17 protein-coding genes are annotated in these 18,205 nt (G+C 68.5%); 14 read left to right on the top strand and 3 right to left on the bottom strand.

Going from position 1 to position 18,205, the window contains the following annotated elements; genetic code table 11:
- Nucleotides 1–20 precede the first annotated feature (20 nt).
- The 8 genes from alr to purF all read left to right on the top strand — a co-directional run bounded on the left by alr (nt 21) and on the right by purF (nt 7,676).
- Nucleotides 21–1,070, top strand: coding sequence for an alanine racemase (alr, locus tag AC0QTQ_RS08475; RefSeq protein ID WP_480259085.1), 1,050 nt, complete (start codon nt 21–23; stop codon nt 1,068–1,070).
- Nucleotides 1,067–1,846, top strand: a complete 780-nt coding sequence (locus AC0QTQ_RS08470; RefSeq protein ID WP_480259084.1) for an MlaE family ABC transporter permease — start codon at nt 1,067–1,069, stop codon at nt 1,844–1,846. Before alr ends, AC0QTQ_RS08470 begins: the two co-directional genes overlap by 4 nt.
- Complete coding sequence (locus tag AC0QTQ_RS08465) at nt 1,843–2,589, top strand: ABC transporter ATP-binding protein (protein ID WP_480259083.1); 747 nt, start codon at nt 1,843–1,845, stop codon at nt 2,587–2,589. Before AC0QTQ_RS08470 ends, AC0QTQ_RS08465 begins: the two co-directional genes overlap by 4 nt.
- Nucleotides 2,590–2,698: 109 nt before the next feature.
- Nucleotides 2,699–3,457, top strand: a complete 759-nt coding sequence (locus tag AC0QTQ_RS08460) for a DNA repair protein (protein WP_480259082.1) — start codon at nt 2,699–2,701, stop codon at nt 3,455–3,457.
- A complete protein-coding gene (locus tag AC0QTQ_RS08455; RefSeq protein ID WP_480259081.1) occupies nt 3,454–3,885 on the top strand; it encodes a paraquat-inducible protein A in 432 nt (143 codons plus the stop codon). Before AC0QTQ_RS08460 ends, AC0QTQ_RS08455 begins: the two co-directional genes overlap by 4 nt.
- A 188-nt stretch (nt 3,886–4,073) precedes the next feature.
- Nucleotides 4,074–5,441 (top strand): DNA repair protein RadA, encoded by a 1,368-nt coding sequence (radA, locus tag AC0QTQ_RS08450; protein ID WP_121531143.1) that lies wholly within the window; start codon nt 4,074–4,076, stop codon nt 5,439–5,441.
- Between the two features lie 25 nt (nt 5,442–5,466).
- A complete protein-coding gene (locus AC0QTQ_RS08445; protein ID WP_480259080.1) occupies nt 5,467–6,072 on the top strand; it encodes a CvpA family protein in 606 nt (201 codons plus the stop codon).
- 122 nt (nt 6,073–6,194) lie between these two features.
- Nucleotides 6,195–7,676 (top strand): amidophosphoribosyltransferase, encoded by a 1,482-nt coding sequence (purF, locus tag AC0QTQ_RS08440; RefSeq protein ID WP_480259079.1) that lies wholly within the window; start codon nt 6,195–6,197, stop codon nt 7,674–7,676.
- Nucleotides 7,677–7,882: 206 nt separating this feature from the next.
- Here the strand turns inward: purF and AC0QTQ_RS08435 are convergent, their stop codons facing one another.
- Both AC0QTQ_RS08435 and AC0QTQ_RS08430 read right to left on the bottom strand, forming a co-directional pair.
- The gene (locus tag AC0QTQ_RS08435; protein WP_480259078.1) at nt 7,883–8,281 is read right to left on the bottom strand and encodes a cell division protein ZapA; all 399 of its coding nucleotides are present in this window, start codon (nt 8,279–8,281) and stop codon (nt 7,883–7,885) included.
- Nucleotides 8,274–8,960: a hypothetical protein gene (locus AC0QTQ_RS08430; RefSeq protein ID WP_480259077.1), complete on the bottom strand. Its 687-nt coding sequence runs from the start codon at nt 8,958–8,960 to the stop codon at nt 8,274–8,276. Before AC0QTQ_RS08430 ends, AC0QTQ_RS08435 begins: the two co-directional genes overlap by 8 nt.
- A gap of 203 nt (nt 8,961–9,163) precedes the next feature.
- Here AC0QTQ_RS08430 and tkt point away from each other — a divergent pair, with 203 nt between their 5' ends.
- The 3 genes from tkt (at nt 9,164) to AC0QTQ_RS08415 (ending at nt 13,005) form a co-directional block, all read left to right on the top strand.
- Nucleotides 9,164–11,182 carry a transketolase gene (gene tkt, locus AC0QTQ_RS08425; RefSeq protein WP_480259076.1) on the top strand — a complete coding sequence of 673 codons (2,019 nt, stop codon included), beginning with the start codon at nt 9,164–9,166 and terminating at the stop codon, nt 11,180–11,182.
- 98 nt (nt 11,183–11,280) lie between these two features.
- Entirely contained in the window at nt 11,281–12,111 is an 831-nt protein-coding gene (locus AC0QTQ_RS08420) for a DMT family transporter (protein ID WP_480259075.1), read from the top strand.
- A 3-nt stretch (nt 12,112–12,114) separates the two neighbouring features.
- Complete coding sequence (locus tag AC0QTQ_RS08415) at nt 12,115–13,005, top strand: lysophospholipid acyltransferase family protein (RefSeq protein WP_480259074.1); 891 nt, start codon at nt 12,115–12,117, stop codon at nt 13,003–13,005.
- A gap of 40 nt (nt 13,006–13,045) precedes the next feature.
- On the opposite strand, the gene AC0QTQ_RS08410 is transcribed toward AC0QTQ_RS08415, so the two are convergent.
- A complete protein-coding gene (locus AC0QTQ_RS08410) occupies nt 13,046–14,059 on the bottom strand; it encodes a DUF1223 domain-containing protein (protein ID WP_480259073.1) in 1,014 nt (337 codons plus the stop codon).
- A gap of 264 nt (nt 14,060–14,323) precedes the next feature.
- Between AC0QTQ_RS08410 and acnA the strand changes: the two genes are divergently transcribed.
- From acnA to AC0QTQ_RS08395, 3 genes are all read left to right on the top strand, one after another.
- A complete protein-coding gene (gene acnA / locus AC0QTQ_RS08405; RefSeq protein ID WP_480259072.1) occupies nt 14,324–17,077 on the top strand; it encodes an aconitate hydratase AcnA in 2,754 nt (917 codons plus the stop codon).
- Nucleotides 17,078–17,233: 156 nt separating this feature from the next.
- Nucleotides 17,234–17,827 (top strand): CAP domain-containing protein, encoded by a 594-nt coding sequence (locus AC0QTQ_RS08400; RefSeq protein ID WP_480259071.1) that lies wholly within the window; start codon nt 17,234–17,236, stop codon nt 17,825–17,827.
- A 66-nt stretch (nt 17,828–17,893) separates the two neighbouring features.
- The gene (locus tag AC0QTQ_RS08395; protein ID WP_480259070.1) at nt 17,894–18,205 is read left to right on the top strand and encodes a TM2 domain-containing protein; all 312 of its coding nucleotides are present in this window, start codon (nt 17,894–17,896) and stop codon (nt 18,203–18,205) included.

Genomic DNA, 18,205 nt, shown 5'->3' with positions numbered 1-18,205 from the left:
CCATGGTTCAAGAAAACCCCATGGCTACCGCATCCCTTCGCATCGACCTCGATGCCATCCTTTCGAACTGGCGCGCGATGGACGCGCTCACGGGCACGACGACCGAGACGGGCGCCGTGGTCAAGGCAGACAGCTACGGCCTCGGCGCCGCGCGCATCGCGCGGATGCTGGCGCGGGCGGGATGCCGCAAGTTCTTCGTCGCCTGCACCGAGGAAGGCGCCGCCGTGCGCCAGGCCCTGGGCGAAGGCCCCGAGATCTTCATCTTCTCCGGCCACATGGCGGGCGACACCGAGATGATCGGTGACCTCGGCCTGACGCCGATGCTGAATTCGCTCGATCAGGTGACCCGGCATTTCGAGTCGCTGCCCGGCGCCCCCTTCGGCATCCAGCTTGACACCGGGATGAACCGGCTCGGCTTCGAGCCCGCCGAATGGCAGGCCGTCGCGCCGATCGTGCTCGGCTCGCATCCGAAGCTGATCATGAGCCACCTCGCCTGCTCGGACGAACCCGCGCACGAGATGAACCGCTATCAGCTCGACACCTTCCGCAAGATGACCGCAGGGATGAACGTGCCGCGCTCGCTCTCGGCCACCGGTGGCATCCTCCTTGGCCGCGACTATCACTTCGACGTCACCCGCCCGGGCATCGCGCTGTACGGCGGCATGCCCTTCGAGGCGGCGCAGCGCGTCGTCACGCTGTCGCTGCCGGTGATCCAGGTGCGCGACGTGCAGGCCGGCGAGACCGTGGGCTATTCGAACACCTGGACCGCCGAGGAGGACGCGCGCATCGCCACCGTCTCGGGCGGCTATGCCGACGGGCTGATGCGCACGCTCAGCTCGAAGGCGACGCTGTGGCATGGCAACGTGCCCTGCCCGCTCGTCGGCCGGATCTCGATGGACCTGATCACCGTCGACATCAGCCATCTGGGCGAGGTGCCGAAGTCGCTCGACATCCTCGGGCCGCATCAGACCGTCGACGACCTCGCCGACGTAGCCGGCACCATCGGCTACGAGATCCTGACCTCGCTCGGCAACCGCTACACCCGCCATTACGTCGGGGGGTCGGTGTGATCGAGCGCGGGCTTGCCTCGCTTGGCCGTGTCGTGCTCGACGGGCTTGCCGGTGCGGGCCGGGTGGCGCTTTACGCGCTGACCGTGGTCTCGCACCTGCTGCGCCCGCCGTTCTATGGCCGCGAATTCCTGCATGCGCTGATGCAGATCGGCTGGCTCTCGCTGCCGGTCGTGGGCATGACGGCGCTCTTCACCGGCGCGGCGCTGGCGCTGCAGATCTATGCCGGCGGCGCCCGCTTCTCGGCCGAATCCGTCGTGCCCTCGATCACCGCGATCGGCATGGTGCGCGAGCTTGGCCCGGTGCTCGGCGGGCTGATGGTGGCGGCGCGCGTCGCCTCCTCGATCGCCGCCGAGATCGGCACGATGAAGGTGACCGAGCAGATCGACGCCCTCGTCACCCTGTCGACCGACCCGCTGAAATACCTGGCCGCGCCGCGCGTGCTGGCCGCGACGCTGAGCGTGCCGCTGCTGGTCGGCGTCGGCGACGTGATCGGCATCATGGGCGGCTGGCTGGTCGGCACCGGCCGGCTCGGCTTCAACTCGGCCACCTACATCAAGAACACCTGGGAATACCTCGAGTTCTGGGACGTCGGCTCGGGCCTCGTCAAGGGCGCGGCCTTCGGCTTCATCGTGGCGCTGATGGGCTGCTTCTACGGCATGAACTCGGGCCGCGGTGCGCAGGGCGTGGGCGCCGCCACGAAATCCGCCGTGGTCGCCGCCTCGATCCTGATCCTGGCCGCGAACTACACGCTGACCGAGGTTTTCTTCTCCGCATGATCGAGATCGAGGGCCTGCGAAAATCCTTTGGCAGCAAGCAGGTGCTGCGCGATGTGAACCTGACCGTGAAGCGCGGCGAAAGCCTTGTGGTGATCGGCGGCTCGGGCACCGGCAAGTCGGTGCTGCTGAAATGCATCCTCGGCCTCGTTACCCCCGACGCGGGCGAGATCCGGCTCGACGGCAAGCCGGTGACCGAGGCCACGCGCGAGGATTTCCTCGCCCGCTTCGGCATGCTGTTTCAGGGCGCGGCACTGTTCGACAGCCTCTCGGTCTGGCAGAACGTCGCCTTCCGGCTGCTGCGCGGCCCGGCGAAACGGCCCAAGGCCGAGGCGCGCGCGATCGCGATCGACAAGCTCAAGCGCGTCGGCCTCGGCCCGGAAGTGGCCGACCTCTTCCCGGCCGAGCTCTCGGGCGGCATGCAGAAACGCGTGGGCCTCGCCCGCGCCATCGCCGCCGACCCGCAGGTGATCTTCTTCGACGAGCCGACGACCGGGCTCGACCCGATCATGGCCGGCGTGATCAACGACCTGATCCGCTCGATCGTGAGCGAGATGGGCGCGACCGCGATCACCATCACCCATGACATGTCCTCGGTCCGCGCCATCGCCGACAGCGTCGCGATGCTGCACGAGGGGGTCCTGCGCTGGCAGGGAACTGTCGCGGAAATGGACACGACATCAGACCCTTACGTTCAACAGTTCATCCACGGCCGGGCCGAGGGCCCGATCACCGCACTGCGCTGATCCGCGCCGTTTCCCCGCGGAACCCGTTGATTTCGCGGCCCTGTCGCGGCGCGGTTGCTTTCGTGCGGATTTTCGCCGATCCTGAGCCCGGGTAACACGGGGGGCGGGCATGGGTGAGCCTTCGGCGCGGCGAAACCTTCAGCTGCAATCGGTGCTCGGCACGGTGCTGAACGGGCTGGTGCTGCTGGTGGCCCTCGCCGCGATCGCGACCTTCCTCGCCTCGGCCCTCGGGCTGATCCCCTGGCTCGTGATCGAGGCGCGCCTTGGCGACACCGCCCTGCCGATGGCCGGTGCCTGGCTCGAGGGCGGGCTTGCCCTTCTCGGTCTGATCCTGCTGCTGTCGCTGCCGGCGCAATCGCGGGTCCTCGCGCTCGAACGCAGCCATCGCAGCTTCCACGTCAACATGGACGATCTCGCCCGCGCCTATCGCGCCGCGCACGAGGCCGACCGCGCCGGCGCCTTCGCGCTCTCGGGCGAGTTCGACGCGGTGCGCGAGCGGCTGGCCTTCCTGCGCCGCCACCCCGACCTCGCCACGCTCGAACCCGAGCTGCTGGAGCTCGCCGCACAGATGAGCACCACCGCGCGCGACCTGGCCCGGATCTATGCCGATGACAAGGTCGCCCGCGCCCGCGCGTTCCTGACCCAGCGTCAGCAGGAGGCCGAGCGGCTCGACGCGCAACTTCGCGTCGCGCGCAACACCTGCGACGAGCTGCGCGACTGGCTGACCGATGTCGAGACCGAGGAGCGCCGCATCTCGGCCGAGTTCCGCCTGCTCGAGCGCGACCTGCGCGCGGTGCTGCCGGCGCTCGGCTACGAGCTCGAGGATCCCGCCGCCCCGGCGAATGTGGTGCCGCTGCCGAAGAAATGATCGCCCGCCTCGCGAACCTGTCGCTGCTGATCCTCTTCCCCGTCGCCTGGAGCGCGCCGCTTCTGCGCGCAGGTCTGCTGCCGTTCGTCGGGCTTGACGAGATTTCGGTCCTGTCCGGCATCGGCTCCCTTGCCCATTCCGACCCGGTCCTGGCCGCGCTGGTCGCCCTGCTCGCCATCGTCGCGCCGCTGGCCAAGATCGCCGGCCGCGCCGCCGTCGATTTCGGCCGCGCATCGCCGCGCTGGCTCGGGCCGCTGCATGCGCTCAGCCGGCTGGCGATGGCCGATATCTTCCTGATCGCGCTCTATATCGTGGTGGCGAAGGGCGTGGGCGTCGGCCGGATCGAGACCGGCTGGGGGCTCTACCTGCTCACCGGCTGCGTCCTCGCCTCGCTCGCACTCTCCCATCTTCCGGCGTCGCGCCGCTGAGCCCGCGAAGGGGGCTCTGCCCCCTCGGGCTCCGCCCTCACCCCCGGGATATTTGAGGCAATTGGAAGCCCGTGGCCTTCTGCGTTCTTCTTGGCTGAAATACCTCGGGGGTGAGCGGCCCCGGCCGCGAGGGGGCTGCGCCCCCTTCCCCGGCTTGCCGCCGGCGCGCCCCTCTGGCACAAGGGGGCATGGCCAAGGCATCCCCCCAGTTCACCTGCACCGCCTGCGGCGCCGTCCACAAGAAATGGGCCGGCCGCTGCGAGGCTTGCGGCGCGTGGAACACCATCGCCGAGGAGGCGCCGCTGTCCGCCGGCCCCGCCTCGCGCACGCTTGGCGGCAGCAAGGGGCGGCGCATCGCGCTGAGCACGCTGGCCACCGAAGAGGCGCCGCCACCGCGCACGCTGAGCGGCATGGCGGAATTCGACCGGGTGCTGGGCGGCGGCCTCGTGCCCGCCTCGGCGATCCTCGTGGGCGGCGATCCGGGCATCGGGAAATCGACGCTGCTTCTGCAGGCGGTCTCGGCCTTTGCCCGCAAGGGGCTGAAATGCCTCTACATCTCGGGCGAAGAGGCGGCGGCGCAGGTGCGGATGCGGGCGCAGCGGCTGGGGCTGGCCGACGCCCCGGTGGACCTTGGCGCCGAGACCAACCTGCGCGACATCCTGACCACGCTCGAGGCCGAGCGCCCCGACCTTGTCATCATCGACTCGATCCAGACGATGTGGGCCGACACGGTCGAGGCGGCGCCCGGCTCGGTCAGTCAGGTGCGTTCGGCCGCGCATGAGCTGGTGACCTTCGCCAAGACCCGCGGCGTCTCGGTGATCCTCGTCGGCCACGTCACCAAGGAAGGCCAGATCGCCGGCCCGCGCGTGGTCGAGCACATGGTCGACACGGTCCTTTATTTCGAGGGCGAGCGCGGGCACCAGTTCCGCATCCTGCGCGCGGTGAAGAACCGCTTCGGACCGGCTTCGGAGATCGGCGTCTTCGAGATGACCGGCGGCGGCCTCGCCGAGGTCGCGAACCCCTCGGCGCTGTTTCTGAGCGAGCGCGGCCAGCCGGCGCCCGGTTCGGCGGTCTTTGCCGGCATCGAGGGCACCCGCCCGGTGCTGACCGAGATCCAGGCGCTGGTTGCCCCCTCCTCGCTCGCCTCGCCCCGGCGCACGGTGGTGGGCCTCGATTCGGGGCGGGTGTCGACCATCCTCGCCGTGCTCGAAAGCCGCTGCGGCATTCCCTTCACCGGGCTTGACGTGTTCCTGAACGTCGCCGGCGGGATGAAGGTGAGCGAACCCGCCGCGGACCTCGCGCTGGCCGCCGCGCTGCTGAGCGCGCGCGAAGATGTGGCATTGCCGCCAGACCTGGTGATTTTCGGCGAAATCTCCCTCTCGGCGGCGCTGCGTCCCGTGGGTCAGGTGGAAAACAGGTTGAAAGAGGCGGAGAAACTTGGTTTCACACAGGCAATCCTGCCGCAGGGGACCAAGGTCGAGGGCGGCGCGGGGATGCGGGTGCGCAAACTGCCCGACCTCGTGACATTCGTCGGGGACATGTTCGGCGCCGGCTGAGGCGCTGCAGGCAAATGTGGGGACCATGGAAGGTTTTACCATCGTTGACGCCATCGTGGCGGTCGTCATCATCCTGTCGGCGATCCTCGCCTACAGCCGGGGCTTCGTGCGCGAGGGGCTGGCGATCGTCGGCTGGATCGCCGCCGCGGTCGTGGCCTACATGTTCGCCGATGCGGCGCGGCCGCTGATCGCGCAGCTGCCGGTGATCAACAAGTTCCTCGGCGACAGCTGCGAGCTTGCGACGATCGGCGGTTTCGCCGCGGTCTTCGCGCTGGCCCTTGTCGTCTTCTCGATCATCACCCCGCTTTTTGCCTCGGTGGTGCAGCGCTCGGCGATCGGCGGGCTCGACCAGGCGCTCGGCTTCCTCTTCGGTGTCGCGCGCGGCGTGGTGCTGGTGGCGGTGGCCTTCGTCGTCTACGACCGCGTCGTCGCCGACGAGGCGATCCCGGCGGTCGATGCCTCGCGCTCGGCCAAGGTCTTTGCCCAGCTCAGCGGCAATCTCGACGAGACCATGCCCTCGGATGCGCCGGGCTGGATCGTCGCGCGCTACGAACAGCTGGTGTCGAAATGCCCCGCGCCCACGGCCGCGCCGGCCGCGACGGAGACCGCTCCCGCCGCAACGGCGAACTGAAACGTCGCAAACGTGACGCACAGATGACGGATTTCGCAGCGGGAGGGCTTAACACCCCTCCCGTTTCGCATTACATGTCGCCGCGCAAGCCCCCCATCGCAAGCCGGACTCGGAGACCCCCCATGACCCAACCGGAACCGCATTTCCTGTCGCACCCGTTTGACGACGACAAGCTGAAGGAGGAATGCGGCATCTTCGGCGTGATCGGCGTGACCGATGCGGCGAACTTCGTCGCCCTTGGCCTGCACGCGCTGCAGCACCGTGGCCAGGAGGCGGGCGGCATCGTCGCCCATGACCCCGAGAAGGGCTTCAACTCGGCGCATCGCTTCGGCTATGTGCGCGACAACTTCACCAAGGCCTCGCTGATGGAGACCCTGCCCGGTCCCCTCGCCATCGGCCATGTGCGCTATTCGACCGCCGGCAAGAAGGCCGCGGTGATCCGCGACATCCAGCCCTTCTTCGGCGAGTTCTCGATGGGCGGCGCGGCGATCGCGCATAACGGCAACCTGACCAATGCCGAAGCCCTGCGCCGCGAGCTGATCGAGCATGGCGCGATCTTCCAGTCGGGTTCGGATTCGGAGTGCATCATCCACCTGATGGCGCGCTCGTTCCAGAAGACCCATGCCGACCGCATCGCCGATGCGCTGCGCCGCTGCGAAGGCGCCTTCTCGGTCGTCGCGATGACCCGCACCAAGCTGATCGGCGTGCGCGATCCGCTCGGCGTGCGGCCGCTGGTGCTCGGCCGGATCGGCGACAACGGCTATGTGCTGTCGTCCGAGACCTGCGGCCTCGACATCATCGGCGCGCATTTCGTGCGCGAAATCGAGCCCGGCGAGATGGTCATCATCCAGGACGGCAAGATCGAAAGCTCGCGTCCCTTCCATCAGGCGACGCCGCGCTTTTGCATCTTCGAGCATGTCTATTTCTCGCGCCCCGACAGCATCATCGGCGGCCGCTCGGTCTATGAGACCCGGCGCCAGATCGGGGTGGAGCTCGCCCGCGAGGCGCCGGTCGAGGCCGACCTCGTCTGCCCGGTGCCGGATTCGGGCACGCCCGCGGCGATCGGCTACAGCCAGGAATCGGGCATTCCCTTCGCCCTCGGCATCACCCGCAACCAGTACATGGGCCGGACCTTCATCGAGCCGACCGAGCAGATCCGCAACATGGGCGTGCGGCTGAAGCTGAACGTCAACAAGTCGCTGGTGAAGGGCAAGCGGGTGATCCTCGTCGACGACTCGGTGGTGCGCGGCACCACCTCGCGCAAGATCAAGGAGATGATCCTCGACGCCGGCGCGGCCGAGGTGCATTTCCGCATCGCCTCGCCGCCGACCGCCTGGCCGTGCTTCTACGGCGTCGACACGCCCGACCGCTCGAAGCTGCTCGCCGCGAAGATGACCGAGGACGAGATGCGCGACTGGATCGGTGTCGACAGTCTGAAGTTCATCTCGCTCGACGGGCTCTATCGCGCCGCGGGCGAGGCCAATGGCCGCAACAACGCCTGCCCGCAATATTGCGACGCCTGCTTCTCGGGCGAATACCCGGTGGTGCCTTCGGACCAGATCGAGAAGGGCTTCGAGATGCGCGCGCCGGAGGCGGCCGAGTAAGGCCCCGTCATCCCGCGGTCGCGGCCGGGCCATGTGAAGCAGGGGCGCTGCCCCCTCCTGGCCTGCGGCCAGTTCACCCCCGGGATATTTGAGGCAACTGGAAGACGCAGGCGGCCCGCTTGCGTCTTCTTTTCATTCGCGCCGGCGACAGGATCGGGGCCGGCGATGACAGGGGGACGCCAGGATGCGGCAGGCCCGCACTCGGCTCAGGCGCTTTCCTCGATCGCGTCGGCCATCGCCTCGGCGCGGGCGGCGATCTCGGCCAGCGTGTCGACGACCTCATGCGGGATCACCGGCACCTCGATCTCGACCGGATGCGCCTTCAGCATGGCGATCTCGGCCTCGAGCATCGCGATCTGCCCCTGTGCCGCCTCGAGATCCGCCTGAAGACCGCGCAGGCGATCGTCCATGCCGGCGGCCTTGTCGGCAACCATCAGCCCCGCCATCAAGAGCATCCGCCCCTCGGGCATGCGGCCGATCTGGTCGAGCAGCACCGAGGCCTCGGCATCGAGAAGCCCGGCGGCGTTTTGCAGGAAATGTTCCTCGCCCTGGGCGCAGGCGACGGCGAAATCGCGCTCGCCGATGGTGATCTTCAGCTCAGGCATCCTCGTTCATCCCCGTATGCGTGCCCTCGGCCGCGGTCCCGAACAATGGCGCCAGACCGCCGAGGATCTCGGCGAGTTCCGCCGCCTCCTCGGCCCGCGCGGCGCGCAGCGCCTCGAGCTCGGCCTGCATCGCGCGGTTGATCAGATGCGGCGCCGGATCATTGCCGGCCTCGATCAGAGCGCGGTTCGCCTCGGCGAGATCGAGGTTCGCGCGCTTGAGCCGGGTCACCTCGGATTGCGCGGTCTCAAGCGATTTCGTCGCGGTGGCAAGGCGCTTTTCCAGCGCCGAAAGCGTGGTTTCCTGCTTTTCTCGGATCGCGCGCACGCGCTCGGAAAGCTGGGCATTGGCCATCCGCTCGCTGTCGAGCGCCTCGCGCAGGCGGGCGAGTTCCGCCGGATCGGCGCCGGCCAGCGCCGCGCCCATGGCCGCCGCGCGTTCGAGCGCCGCCGGCATCGGCGGGCGGGCGGGCGCCTCAGCCTCGGGTTCGACCTCGGGTCCGGGCGCAGGCTCGGGGGCGACCTCGGCGGGGATTTCGGCCGGGATTTCGGCGGGCAGCTCGGGTTCGGGCTCGGGGGCCGGCGGTTCGGCCACCGGCCGCGCCAGCAGCGCGTCGACCCCGCGCCCGATCCGGTCGAGCGCGAAGGAGATCCGGCGTTCGTATTCGGCGATCTCGGTCATCTGGTCCCCCGGTCAGCCCCTGCGCGACAGGAAAAGACACCGGCGAATCGCCGTGCCTGTCCCCTCGCGGGCCAGTCTATCCTGTGGACAGGGGCCAGCCCACCCTTTTGCATCAAGCACTTGGGGCTTGCGCTTGAACTTGCCCCGATCCCTGCTATCAGGGGCACAAGTTAACGCCAACATCGCATCGAAAGGAGAGGCTCTTGGACATCGCCACGCTCCGTGCCACTCACCCCGACCACTGGAAACTTGCGACCGCGATCCGCGCCCTCGCGATGGATGCGGTTCAGGCCGCGAACTCCGGCCACCCCGGCGCGCCGATGGGCCTCGCCGATGTCGCGACGGTGCTCTACCGCAACCACCTGAAGTTCGACGCGAAGGCGCCGGGCTGGGCGGACCGCGACCGTTTCGTGCTGTCGGCCGGCCATGCCTCGATGCTGCTTTACGCGCTGCTGCACCTCACCGGCTATGAGCAGGCGACGCTCGAGCAGGTGAAGTCGTTCCGGCAGTGGGGCTCGCGCATGGCGGGTCACCCGGAATACGGCCATCTCGAGGGCGTCGAGACCACCACCGGCCCGCTCGGCCAGGGGATCTCGACCGCGGTCGGCATGGCGATCGCCGAGAAGTCGATGGCCGCGCGCTTCGGCAAGAAGGTCGTCGATCACAAGATCTGGGTGATCGCCGGAGACGGCTGCCTGATGGAAGGCATCAGCCAGGAGGCGATCGGCCTTGCCGGCAAGCAGGAGCTCGACAACCTGATCGTCCTTTGGGACAACAACAATATCACCATCGACGGCCGCGTGACGGTGTCGGATATCACCGACCAGCACAAGCGCTTCGAGGCCTCGGGCTGGCAGGTGCTGAGCTGCGACGGCCATGACCCGGCCGACATCGACCGCGCGCTGACCGAGGCGAAGAAGGCCAAGCGTCCGGTGCTTGTCGACTGCAAGACGATCATCGGCTTCGGCGCGCCGACCAAGTCGGACAGCTATTCGGTGCACGGCTCGCCGCTCGGCGACAAGGAACTGGCCGCGACCAAGGAGATCTACGGCTGGCCCTATGGCCCGTTCGAGATCCCGGCCGAGATCAAGGCCGAATGGGAAGCGATCGGCGCGAAGGGCGCCACCGCGCGCGCCGAGTGGGAAGAGCGTCTGAACGCGCTCTCGCCGGCGAAGAGGGCCGAGTTCGAGCGGCAGATGAGCCGCGGCGTCTCGAAGAAGCTCGCCTCGGCGATCCGCGCCTTCAAGAAGGCGCAGTCGGAAGCCGCGCCCAAGGTCGCGACCCGCAAGGCCTCGGAAATGGTGCTCGCCGCGGTGAACCCGGTCATTCCGGAAACCATCGGCGGCTCGGCCGACCTCACCGGCTCGAACCTGACGCTGACCCCCGGTCTGGGCGATTTCATGCCCGACAACCGCAAGGGCCGCTACATCCGCTACGGCATCCGCGAGCACGGCATGGCGGCGGCGATGAACGGGCTCTACCTGCATGGCGGCGTGCGCCCCTATGGCGGCACCTTCTTCTGCTTCACCGACTATGCCCGCGGCGCGATGCGTCTGTCGGCGCTGATGGGCGTTCCGGCGGTCTATGTCATGACCCATGACAGCATCGGCCTGGGCGAGGACGGCCCGACCCACCAGCCGGTCGAGCATCTGGCGATCTGCCGCGCCACGCCGAACACCTGGACCTTCCGCCCCGCCGACGTGATCGAGACGGCCGAGGCCTGGGAACTGGCGCTGTCGTCCGAAAAGACCCCCTCGGTGCTCGCGCTCAGCCGGCAGAACCTGCCCACCCTGCGCACCAAGCACTCGGGCGCGAACCTCACCGCGAAGGGCGCCTATGTGCTCGAGGAAGCGGCGGGCAAGCGGCAGGCGGTGATCATGGCGACCGGCTCGGAAGTCGAGATCGCGCTGAAGGCACGCGAGATCCTGCAGGCGCAGGCGATCGGCACCCGTGTCGTCTCGATGCCCTGCATGGAGCTCTTCGCGGCGCAGGACGAGGCTTACCGCCGCAAGATCCTGCCGCCCGGTGCGGTGCGCGTGGCGGTCGAGGCCGCGGTGCGTCAGCCCTGGGACCGCTGGCTCCTGGGCGAGCGCGGCACCGAGAAGAAGGCGGGCTTCGTCGGCATGGAAGGCTTCGGCGCCTCGGCCCCGGCCGACCGGCTCTATCAGGAGTTCGGCATCACCGCCGAGGCGGTGGCCGAAAAGGTGAAAAGCCTGCTTTGAGCCCGACCCAGATCCAGAATGAACCGGGGGGGCCGCAAGCGGCCCCCCCTGCCGTTGCCCCTGCGGCAGCAGCCCGGCGGCGTGCCGCGGGGCTCGGCGTGCTGTTCCTGCTCGGCTCGCTCGCGACCTTCACGCTGATGGATGCGGTGGCGAAGTATCTCGTCACCCGCTACCATCCCGCGCAGCTGATCTGGGCGCGCTTCGCGATCAACCTCGCGCTGGTGGCACTGGTCTATCGGGGCGCGTTCCTTCCGCGCCTGCGCACCCGCCAGCCGCTCGCGCAGGCGGCGCGCGGGGTGATGCAGGTGATCACCATCGTGCTCTTCTTCGTCGCCATCCGTCACATCGGTCTGGCCGAGGCGGATGCGCTCTTTGACATCAATCCGATCCTCATCACGCTCGGCGCGGCGCTGTTCCTGGGCGAGCGGATCGGGCCGCGCCGCATCGCCGGCATCGTCATCGCCTTCCTAGGCGCGCTGGTGATCCTGCGCCCGGGCGTCGGCGCCTTCGAACCCGCCGCCGCCCTCGCCTTCGCCTCGGCCTTCAGCTATGCCGCGGGCAACCTGCTCACCCGCGTCGTGCGCACCGACCCGCTTGCCACCTCGCTGATCTGGTCGGCGCTGGTCGGCACCGTGCTCAGCTCGATCGCCCTGCCCTTCGTCTGGAAGGAAGTGGCGATGGCCGATTTCCCGATCTTCCTGGCGCTTGGCGTGCTGGGCAGTGCCGGTCAGGCGCTCGTCGTGCGCGCCTTCAGCCTGAGCGAGGCCTCGACCCTCGCCCCCTTCGGCTATTTCAGCCTGATCTTCGCAAGCCTGTGGGGCTTTGTCTTCTTCGGTCAGCTGCCCGACGCCTGGACGGTGGCCGGTGCGCTTGTGATCGTCGGGGCGGGTCTCTATGTCTGGTATCGCGAACGCAAGTCCGCAGAGTGACCGATGACCGAGACCCCGCATCCCAGCCTGACCGACCGCCTGTCCGACACGGTGTTCCGTGGCCTGATGGCGCTTGCCCGCGCATTGCCCTACGAGCGGCGGGTGCCGATGATGGGCTGGGCGGTGGCGCATCTGGTGGCGCCGGTCGCGGGCTGGCGCCGGCGGATCCGCGCGAACCTCGCCCTGACCTGCCCCGAGCTGACGACGGCCGAGGTCGAGCGGCTGGTGCGCGCCGTGCCCGACAATGTCGGCCGCTCGCTCGCCGAGATCTATTCCGGCGAGGAATTCCTTGCCCGGGTGCGCGATCTGCCGCTTGAGGGGCCGGGAGCCGCAGCGCTGCAGGCGGCGCATGACGAGGGCCGGCCGGTGATCGTCGCGGCCGGGCATTTCGGCAATTACGACGCCTGGCGCGGCGCGCTGGCCGGGCGCGGTTATCGCATCGGCGCGATCTACCGGCCGATGGCGAATGCACTCTTCAACCGCCATTACGTGCGCGCGATCTCGGCGATCGCGACGCCGCTCTTCGCCCGCGACCACGACCTGAAGGCGATGCTGCGCTTCCTGCGCGCGGGCGGCATGGTGGCCTTCGGTTTCGACCAGTATTTCCGCCAGGGCGCGCCGCTGACCTTCTTCGGCCGGCCCGCCCCCACCCCGACCTCGGCGGCCGAGCTGGCGCTCAAGCTGAAGGCCGACCTGATCCCGATCTATGCGATCCGCCAGCCCGACGGGCTGAGCTTCCGCATCCTGGTCGAGGCGCCGGTGCCGCACAGCGATGCCGAGACGATGACGCAGGCGCTGAACGATGCGCTCGAGCGGCAGGTGCGCGCGCATATGGAACAGTGGTTCTGGGTGCACCGGCGCTGGAAGAACCGCGGCCCGAAACCGCGCCCCTGAGGCGCGGCGCGGCGATCGGCTTCAGCTCGGGACTGGGGGCTCAGTTCAGCCGCGCGGCCGCGAGGATCGGCCCCGGCAGCGGCGCCGACTTGCCCGGCGTCGCGCCCTGCACGATCACCACCGCGGGCTCGTCGCCGTCGATCTTCGCGTTGAGCCGGGTCGGCGTGCGGCCGTCCCAATCGGCAACGGCGTGCCAGGCGGTGACGACATTGGCGTAATCGAGCACCATCCCCGCATTCTCGCCGCGCAGGATCTCGACCCGCGCCTGCGGCGCGAAGCGCACGATCTGCACCACGGCATTTTGCGGCAGCGGCGGATCGGCGCGCAGCTCGATCTGGTAATTGCCCTTCGAGCCCGAGACGCTCAGCGCCACGGCATCGGGGGCCTCGTATTCGCGCGCGATCATCTGCTCGAGCTCGGCCTCGCTCGGCGCCACCAGCGACTGTTCGCCCTCGACGATCATCTGCGGTGTGAAGATGGTGCGGCTGCGCGCGGCGCGGGCATAGGCCTTCTGCCGGGCGGTGAAGGCGGGCTGGGCGAAGGGATCCTCCCAGCCGAGATAATCCCAGTAGTCGACATGCAGCGACAGCGCGATCACGTCGGGACGGTCGGCGATCTTCGCCAGAAGCTCGTCCGCCGGCGGGCAGGCCGAACAGCCCTGCGAGGTGAAGAGCTCGACCACCACCGGGCCGCGCGAGGGCTCCGGCGTGACGGTGCGCGCCATCAGCGACATGGCATCGGGGACCCGGGCCTTCTCGAGCGCGTTCTCGAGCGCCTCATTGAGGTTTTCGATCAGCGACGGTCCGGACAGCGTGCCCGGCGCGGGTGTGCCGCCCGTCGTGCCGCCTGCCCCGGCGCCCGCCGCCGAGCCCGTTCCGGCATCGGCAAGGACGATCGGAGCGGGGCTCGCCATCGTGCCCGGCCCAGGACCGGTGCCCGGACCATTGGCCGCACCCATGCCCTGCGCGAACGCCTGGGCGCCGCAGACAGCGGCGCAGGTCAGTGCCAGCCAGCCTCCTGCGGCGGTGCCGATGATCGCGCGTGCCAGTGCCATGGCGCCCCTTTCCCTTGCAGGTCTCTTCCTAAGCTGCGGACATGGCCTTTGCCAATCAAGGTTTTGCGATTTCCCCGACGGCAGCGGCGCGGCCGCGACGCCCTGCCGTGGCTGATAGCGCCAACGGAGGGGCTCCCCGCAAAATCAGTGTGCAATGGTATACAAAAATCCCGCATCCCCCTTGATCGACTCCCCCCGTTGGGGCAGAACGGCCGCAGCGAAACCCTGATCTCAATCCGATCACTGCAAGGGAGGCCAGTCCCCATGACCGTCGTCACCGGCAAAGACACTGCCAAGACGCGCCGCACGCTCGCCGTCGGCGGAACGTCCTATTCCTATTACTCGATCCCGGCCGCGCAAGAGGCGGGCCTGGGCGACTTCTCGAAGCTGCCCGCTTCGCTGAAGGTCGTGCTCGAGAACCTGCTGCGGTTCGAGGACGGCGGCTTCTCGGTCTCGGTCGAGGACATCAAGGCCTTCGGTGACTGGGCGAAGATGGGCGGCAAGAACCCGCGCGAAATCGCCTATCGTCCGGCCCGTGTGCTGATGCAGGACTTCACCGGCGTTCCGGCCGTGGTCGACCTCGCCGCGATGCGCGACGGCATCAAGGGCCTGGGCGGCGACGCGCAGAAGATCAACCCGCTCGTTCCCGTCGACCTGGTCATCGACCACTCGGTGATGATCGACGAGTTCGGCAACCCGCGCGCCTTCCAGCGCAACGTGGAACTGGAATACGAGCGCAACATGGAGCGCTATCAGTTCCTGAAATGGGGTCAGGGCGCGTTCGAGAACTTCCGCGTCGTTCCCCCGGGCACCGGCATCTGCCACCAGGTGAACCTTGAATACCTCGCCCAGACCGTCTGGACCGACACCGACCAGAACGGCGAGCTCGTGGCCTATCCCGACACCCTCGTCGGCACCGACAGCCACACCACGATGGTGAACGGCGCCGCCGTTCTCGGCTGGGGCGTGGGCGGCATCGAGGCCGAGGCCGCGATGCTCGGCCAGCCCGTGTCGATGCTGATCCCGGAAGTCGTCGGCTTCAAGCTGACCGGCGCGATGGTCGAAGGCACCACCGGCACCGACCTCGTGCTGAAGGTCGTGCAGATGCTGCGCAAGCATGGCGTGGTCGGCAAGTTCGTCGAATTCTACGGCGAAGGCCTCGACAAGCTGCCGCTGGCGCAGCGTGCCACCATCGCCAACATGGCGCCCGAATACGGCGCGACCTGCGGTTTCTTCCCGATCGATGCGGAAACCCTGCGCTACCTCAAGCAGACCGGCCGCTCGGAAGAGCGCATCGCCCTGGTCGAGGCCTATGCGAAGGAAAACGGCTTCTGGCGCGGCGCGGATTACGAACCCGTCTACTCCTCGACCCTCGAGCTCGACATGGGCTCGATCGTTCCGGCGATCTCGGGTCCGAAGCGTCCGCAGGACTACCTGCCGCTGACCGACGCGAAATCGACCTTCTCGAAGGTCGTCGCCTCCTACCGCGGCATCGACGTCTCGGCCGCCGCCGCCGACATGGCCGAGGAAGGCAATGTCACCACGAAGCCGGTCGAGGTCTGCAAGTCGGTCGCCGTCGAGGGCAAGGACTACAAGGTCGGTGACGGCTCGGTGGTGATCGCCTCGATCACGTCGTGCACCAACACTTCGAACCCCTACGTGCTGATCGGTGCCGGTCTCGTCGCCCGCAAGGCGCGCGCGCTCGGCCTGACCGCGAAGCCCTGGGTGAAGACCTCGCTCGCCCCCGGGTCGCAGGTCGTGCAGGAATACCTGAAGGCCGCCGATCTGCAGGACGATCTTGACGCGCTCGGCTTCAACATCGTCGGCTTCGGCTGCACCACCTGTATCGGCAACTCGGGCCCGCTCGGCGATCCGGCGATCTCGAAGGCGATCAACGACAACGACCTCGTCGCCGCGGCCGTGCTCTCGGGCAACCGCAACTTCGAGGGCCGGATCTCGCCCGACGTGCGCGCGAACTTCCTCGCCTCGCCGCCGCTCGTGGTCGCCTATGCGATCGCCGGCGACATGAACATCGACCTGTCGAGCGAGCCGATCGCCACCTCGAAGGACGGCAAGCCGGTCTTCCTGAAGGACATCTGGCCGACCGACGCCGAGATCGCCGAGCTTGTCGAGAGATGCGTGACCCGCGAGGCCTTCCTTGCGAAATACGCCGACGTGTTCAAGGGCGACGCCAACTGGCAGGGCGTGAAGACCACCGAGGGTGAAACCTACGATTGGCCGGCGCAGTCGACCTACATCCAGAACCCGCCCTATTTCCGCGGCATGTCCAAGGAACCGGGCGTGATCTCGAACGTCACCAACGCGCGCGTTCTCGCGGTGCTGGGCGACATGATCACCACCGACCACATCTCGCCCGCGGGCTCGTTCAAGCCGACCACCCCGGCCGGCAAGTACCTGACCGAGCGCCAGGTCGCGCCGAAGGACTTCAACAGCTACGGCTCGCGCCGCGGCAACCACGAAGTCATGATGCGCGGCACCTTCGCCAACATCCGCATCAAGAACGAGATGCTGGATAGTGTCGAGGGCGGCTACACCAAGGGCCTGAACGGCGAACAGACGACGATCTTCGACGCCTCGATGGAATATCAGGCGGCGGGCATCCCGCTCGTCATCTTCGGCGGCATCGAATACGGCGCGGGCTCGTCGCGTGACTGGGCGGCGAAGGGCACCAACCTGCTCGGCGTCAAGGCGGTCATCGCGGAAAGCTTCGAGCGGATCCACCGCTCGAACCTGATCGGCATGGGCGTCATCCCGTTCGAGTTCACCGGCGGCGACACCCGCAAGACGCTCGGCCTGACCGGCGACGAAGTGGTGACGATCGAGGGCCTCGAAGGCGACATCAAGCCGCTCTCGCTGGTGCCCTGCACCATCACCTTCAAGGACGGCTCGGTGAAGACGATCCAGCTCAAGGCCCGGATCGATACCGAGGTCGAGATCGAGTATCTGAAGAACGGCGGCGTGCTGCACTACGTGCTGCGCAACCTCGCCAAGGCCTGATCTTCGGGTTCAGGAACCGGAAAGGCCCCGCAGTTGCGGGGCCTTTTTTCATTTCCGCCCGCCCCCGAAACCGCGATCTTATCCGTGCGTTAAGGGCTCGCCGCCACTCTGGCGGCACGCTTTGCCGTCCCATCGTCTGCCACAGGTTCCCGTTCCATGTCCCGCTCCCTGCCCCCGCCCCTGCCCACCATCCTTGCTCTTGCGCTTGTTGCGGGCTGTGCCGCGCCGCCCCCCCCGGCGCCCGAGGTCGCGGCAGCCCCCGCCCTGCCCGGCAAGGTGGTCTGGACCGACGGCCACGGCGATCTTGCCGTTGCCACGGCCGGAGCGGCGGCCTGTCCGACGACCAGCGCCGCCGAGGTCAGCGCGGCGTTGGCCCGAACAAATGCGGTGCGCCGCGAGGCCGGTCTTGCCCCGCTCACCGCGAACCCGGTGCTGCAGCGCGTGGCGGAAAAACACGCCTGCGACATGGCCCGCCGCGGCCTGATGACCCATGCCGGCACCTCGACGACCGGGCCGCTCGCCCGCGCCAAGCAGGAAGGATACCGGCCGCGGGTGATTTCCGAGAACATCGCCGCCGGCGCCCCGGGGCGGTTCACCCTGATGGGCACGCTCGAGCAATGGGCGCTCTCGCCCAAGCATCGGGCGAATATCACCATCGCGCAGATGCAGGACTTCGGCATCGGCCATGCCGTCGCCGCCGATGGCACCGCGACGTTCTGGACCGCCGTCTACGCGACGAAGGGGCACTGACGCGCTGCGCCCTTGCACAGCGCCCACGCCCTCCCCATATCCTCCGCACATGTTAAGGAGGTTTACATGACAGACCGCGATCTCTGGATCGAACAGCGCATCGCCAATGACCGCAAATCGGCGGCGGCGGCCTATCTGCTGTGGTTCTTCCTCGGCTTCTTCGGCGCGCACCGCCTCTATCTCGGCCGCTGGGTCTCGGGGCTGTTCATGCTGGCCCTCTTCGGCCTCGGCACGCTTCTGGCGCCGGTGCTGGTGGGCTATCTGCCGCTTGGCCTCGTCGGGCTGTGGTGGCTGCTCGATGCCTTCCTGATCCCGTCGATGATCGCCTCGGACACTGCCGAGATGCGCTGGCGGCTGCGCACCGGGCGCGAGGTCTGA

The organism is Paenirhodobacter sp. YD-8 (genome assembly GCF_056590935.1).
This window is presented reverse-complemented; position numbering and strand designations above follow the sequence as displayed.

Excerpts from the sequence above, each read along its gene's own strand:
- alr (WP_480259085.1), top strand. The coding sequence starts at position 21 with ATGGCTACCGCATCCCTTCGCATCGACCTCGATGCCATCCTTTCGAAC.
- AC0QTQ_RS08465 (WP_480259083.1), top strand. The coding sequence starts at position 1,843 with ATGATCGAGATCGAGGGCCTGCGAAAATCCTTTGGCAGCAAGCAGGTG.
- AC0QTQ_RS08460 (WP_480259082.1), top strand. The coding sequence starts at position 2,699 with ATGGGTGAGCCTTCGGCGCGGCGAAACCTTCAGCTGCAATCGGTGCTC.
- AC0QTQ_RS08455 (WP_480259081.1), top strand. The coding sequence starts at position 3,454 with ATGATCGCCCGCCTCGCGAACCTGTCGCTGCTGATCCTCTTCCCCGTC.
- radA (WP_121531143.1), top strand. The coding sequence starts at position 4,074 with ATGGCCAAGGCATCCCCCCAGTTCACCTGCACCGCCTGCGGCGCCGTC.
- AC0QTQ_RS08445 (WP_480259080.1), top strand. The coding sequence starts at position 5,467 with ATGGAAGGTTTTACCATCGTTGACGCCATCGTGGCGGTCGTCATCATC.
- purF (WP_480259079.1), top strand. The coding sequence starts at position 6,195 with ATGACCCAACCGGAACCGCATTTCCTGTCGCACCCGTTTGACGACGAC.
- AC0QTQ_RS08435 (WP_480259078.1), bottom strand. The coding sequence starts at position 8,281 with ATGCCTGAGCTGAAGATCACCATCGGCGAGCGCGATTTCGCCGTCGCC.
- AC0QTQ_RS08430 (WP_480259077.1), bottom strand. The coding sequence starts at position 8,960 with ATGACCGAGATCGCCGAATACGAACGCCGGATCTCCTTCGCGCTCGAC.
- AC0QTQ_RS08415 (WP_480259074.1), top strand. The coding sequence starts at position 12,115 with ATGACCGAGACCCCGCATCCCAGCCTGACCGACCGCCTGTCCGACACG.
- AC0QTQ_RS08410 (WP_480259073.1), bottom strand. The coding sequence starts at position 14,059 with ATGGCACTGGCACGCGCGATCATCGGCACCGCCGCAGGAGGCTGGCTG.
- acnA (WP_480259072.1), top strand. The coding sequence starts at position 14,324 with ATGACCGTCGTCACCGGCAAAGACACTGCCAAGACGCGCCGCACGCTC.
- AC0QTQ_RS08400 (WP_480259071.1), top strand. The coding sequence starts at position 17,234 with ATGTCCCGCTCCCTGCCCCCGCCCCTGCCCACCATCCTTGCTCTTGCG.
- AC0QTQ_RS08395 (WP_480259070.1), top strand. The coding sequence starts at position 17,894 with ATGACAGACCGCGATCTCTGGATCGAACAGCGCATCGCCAATGACCGC.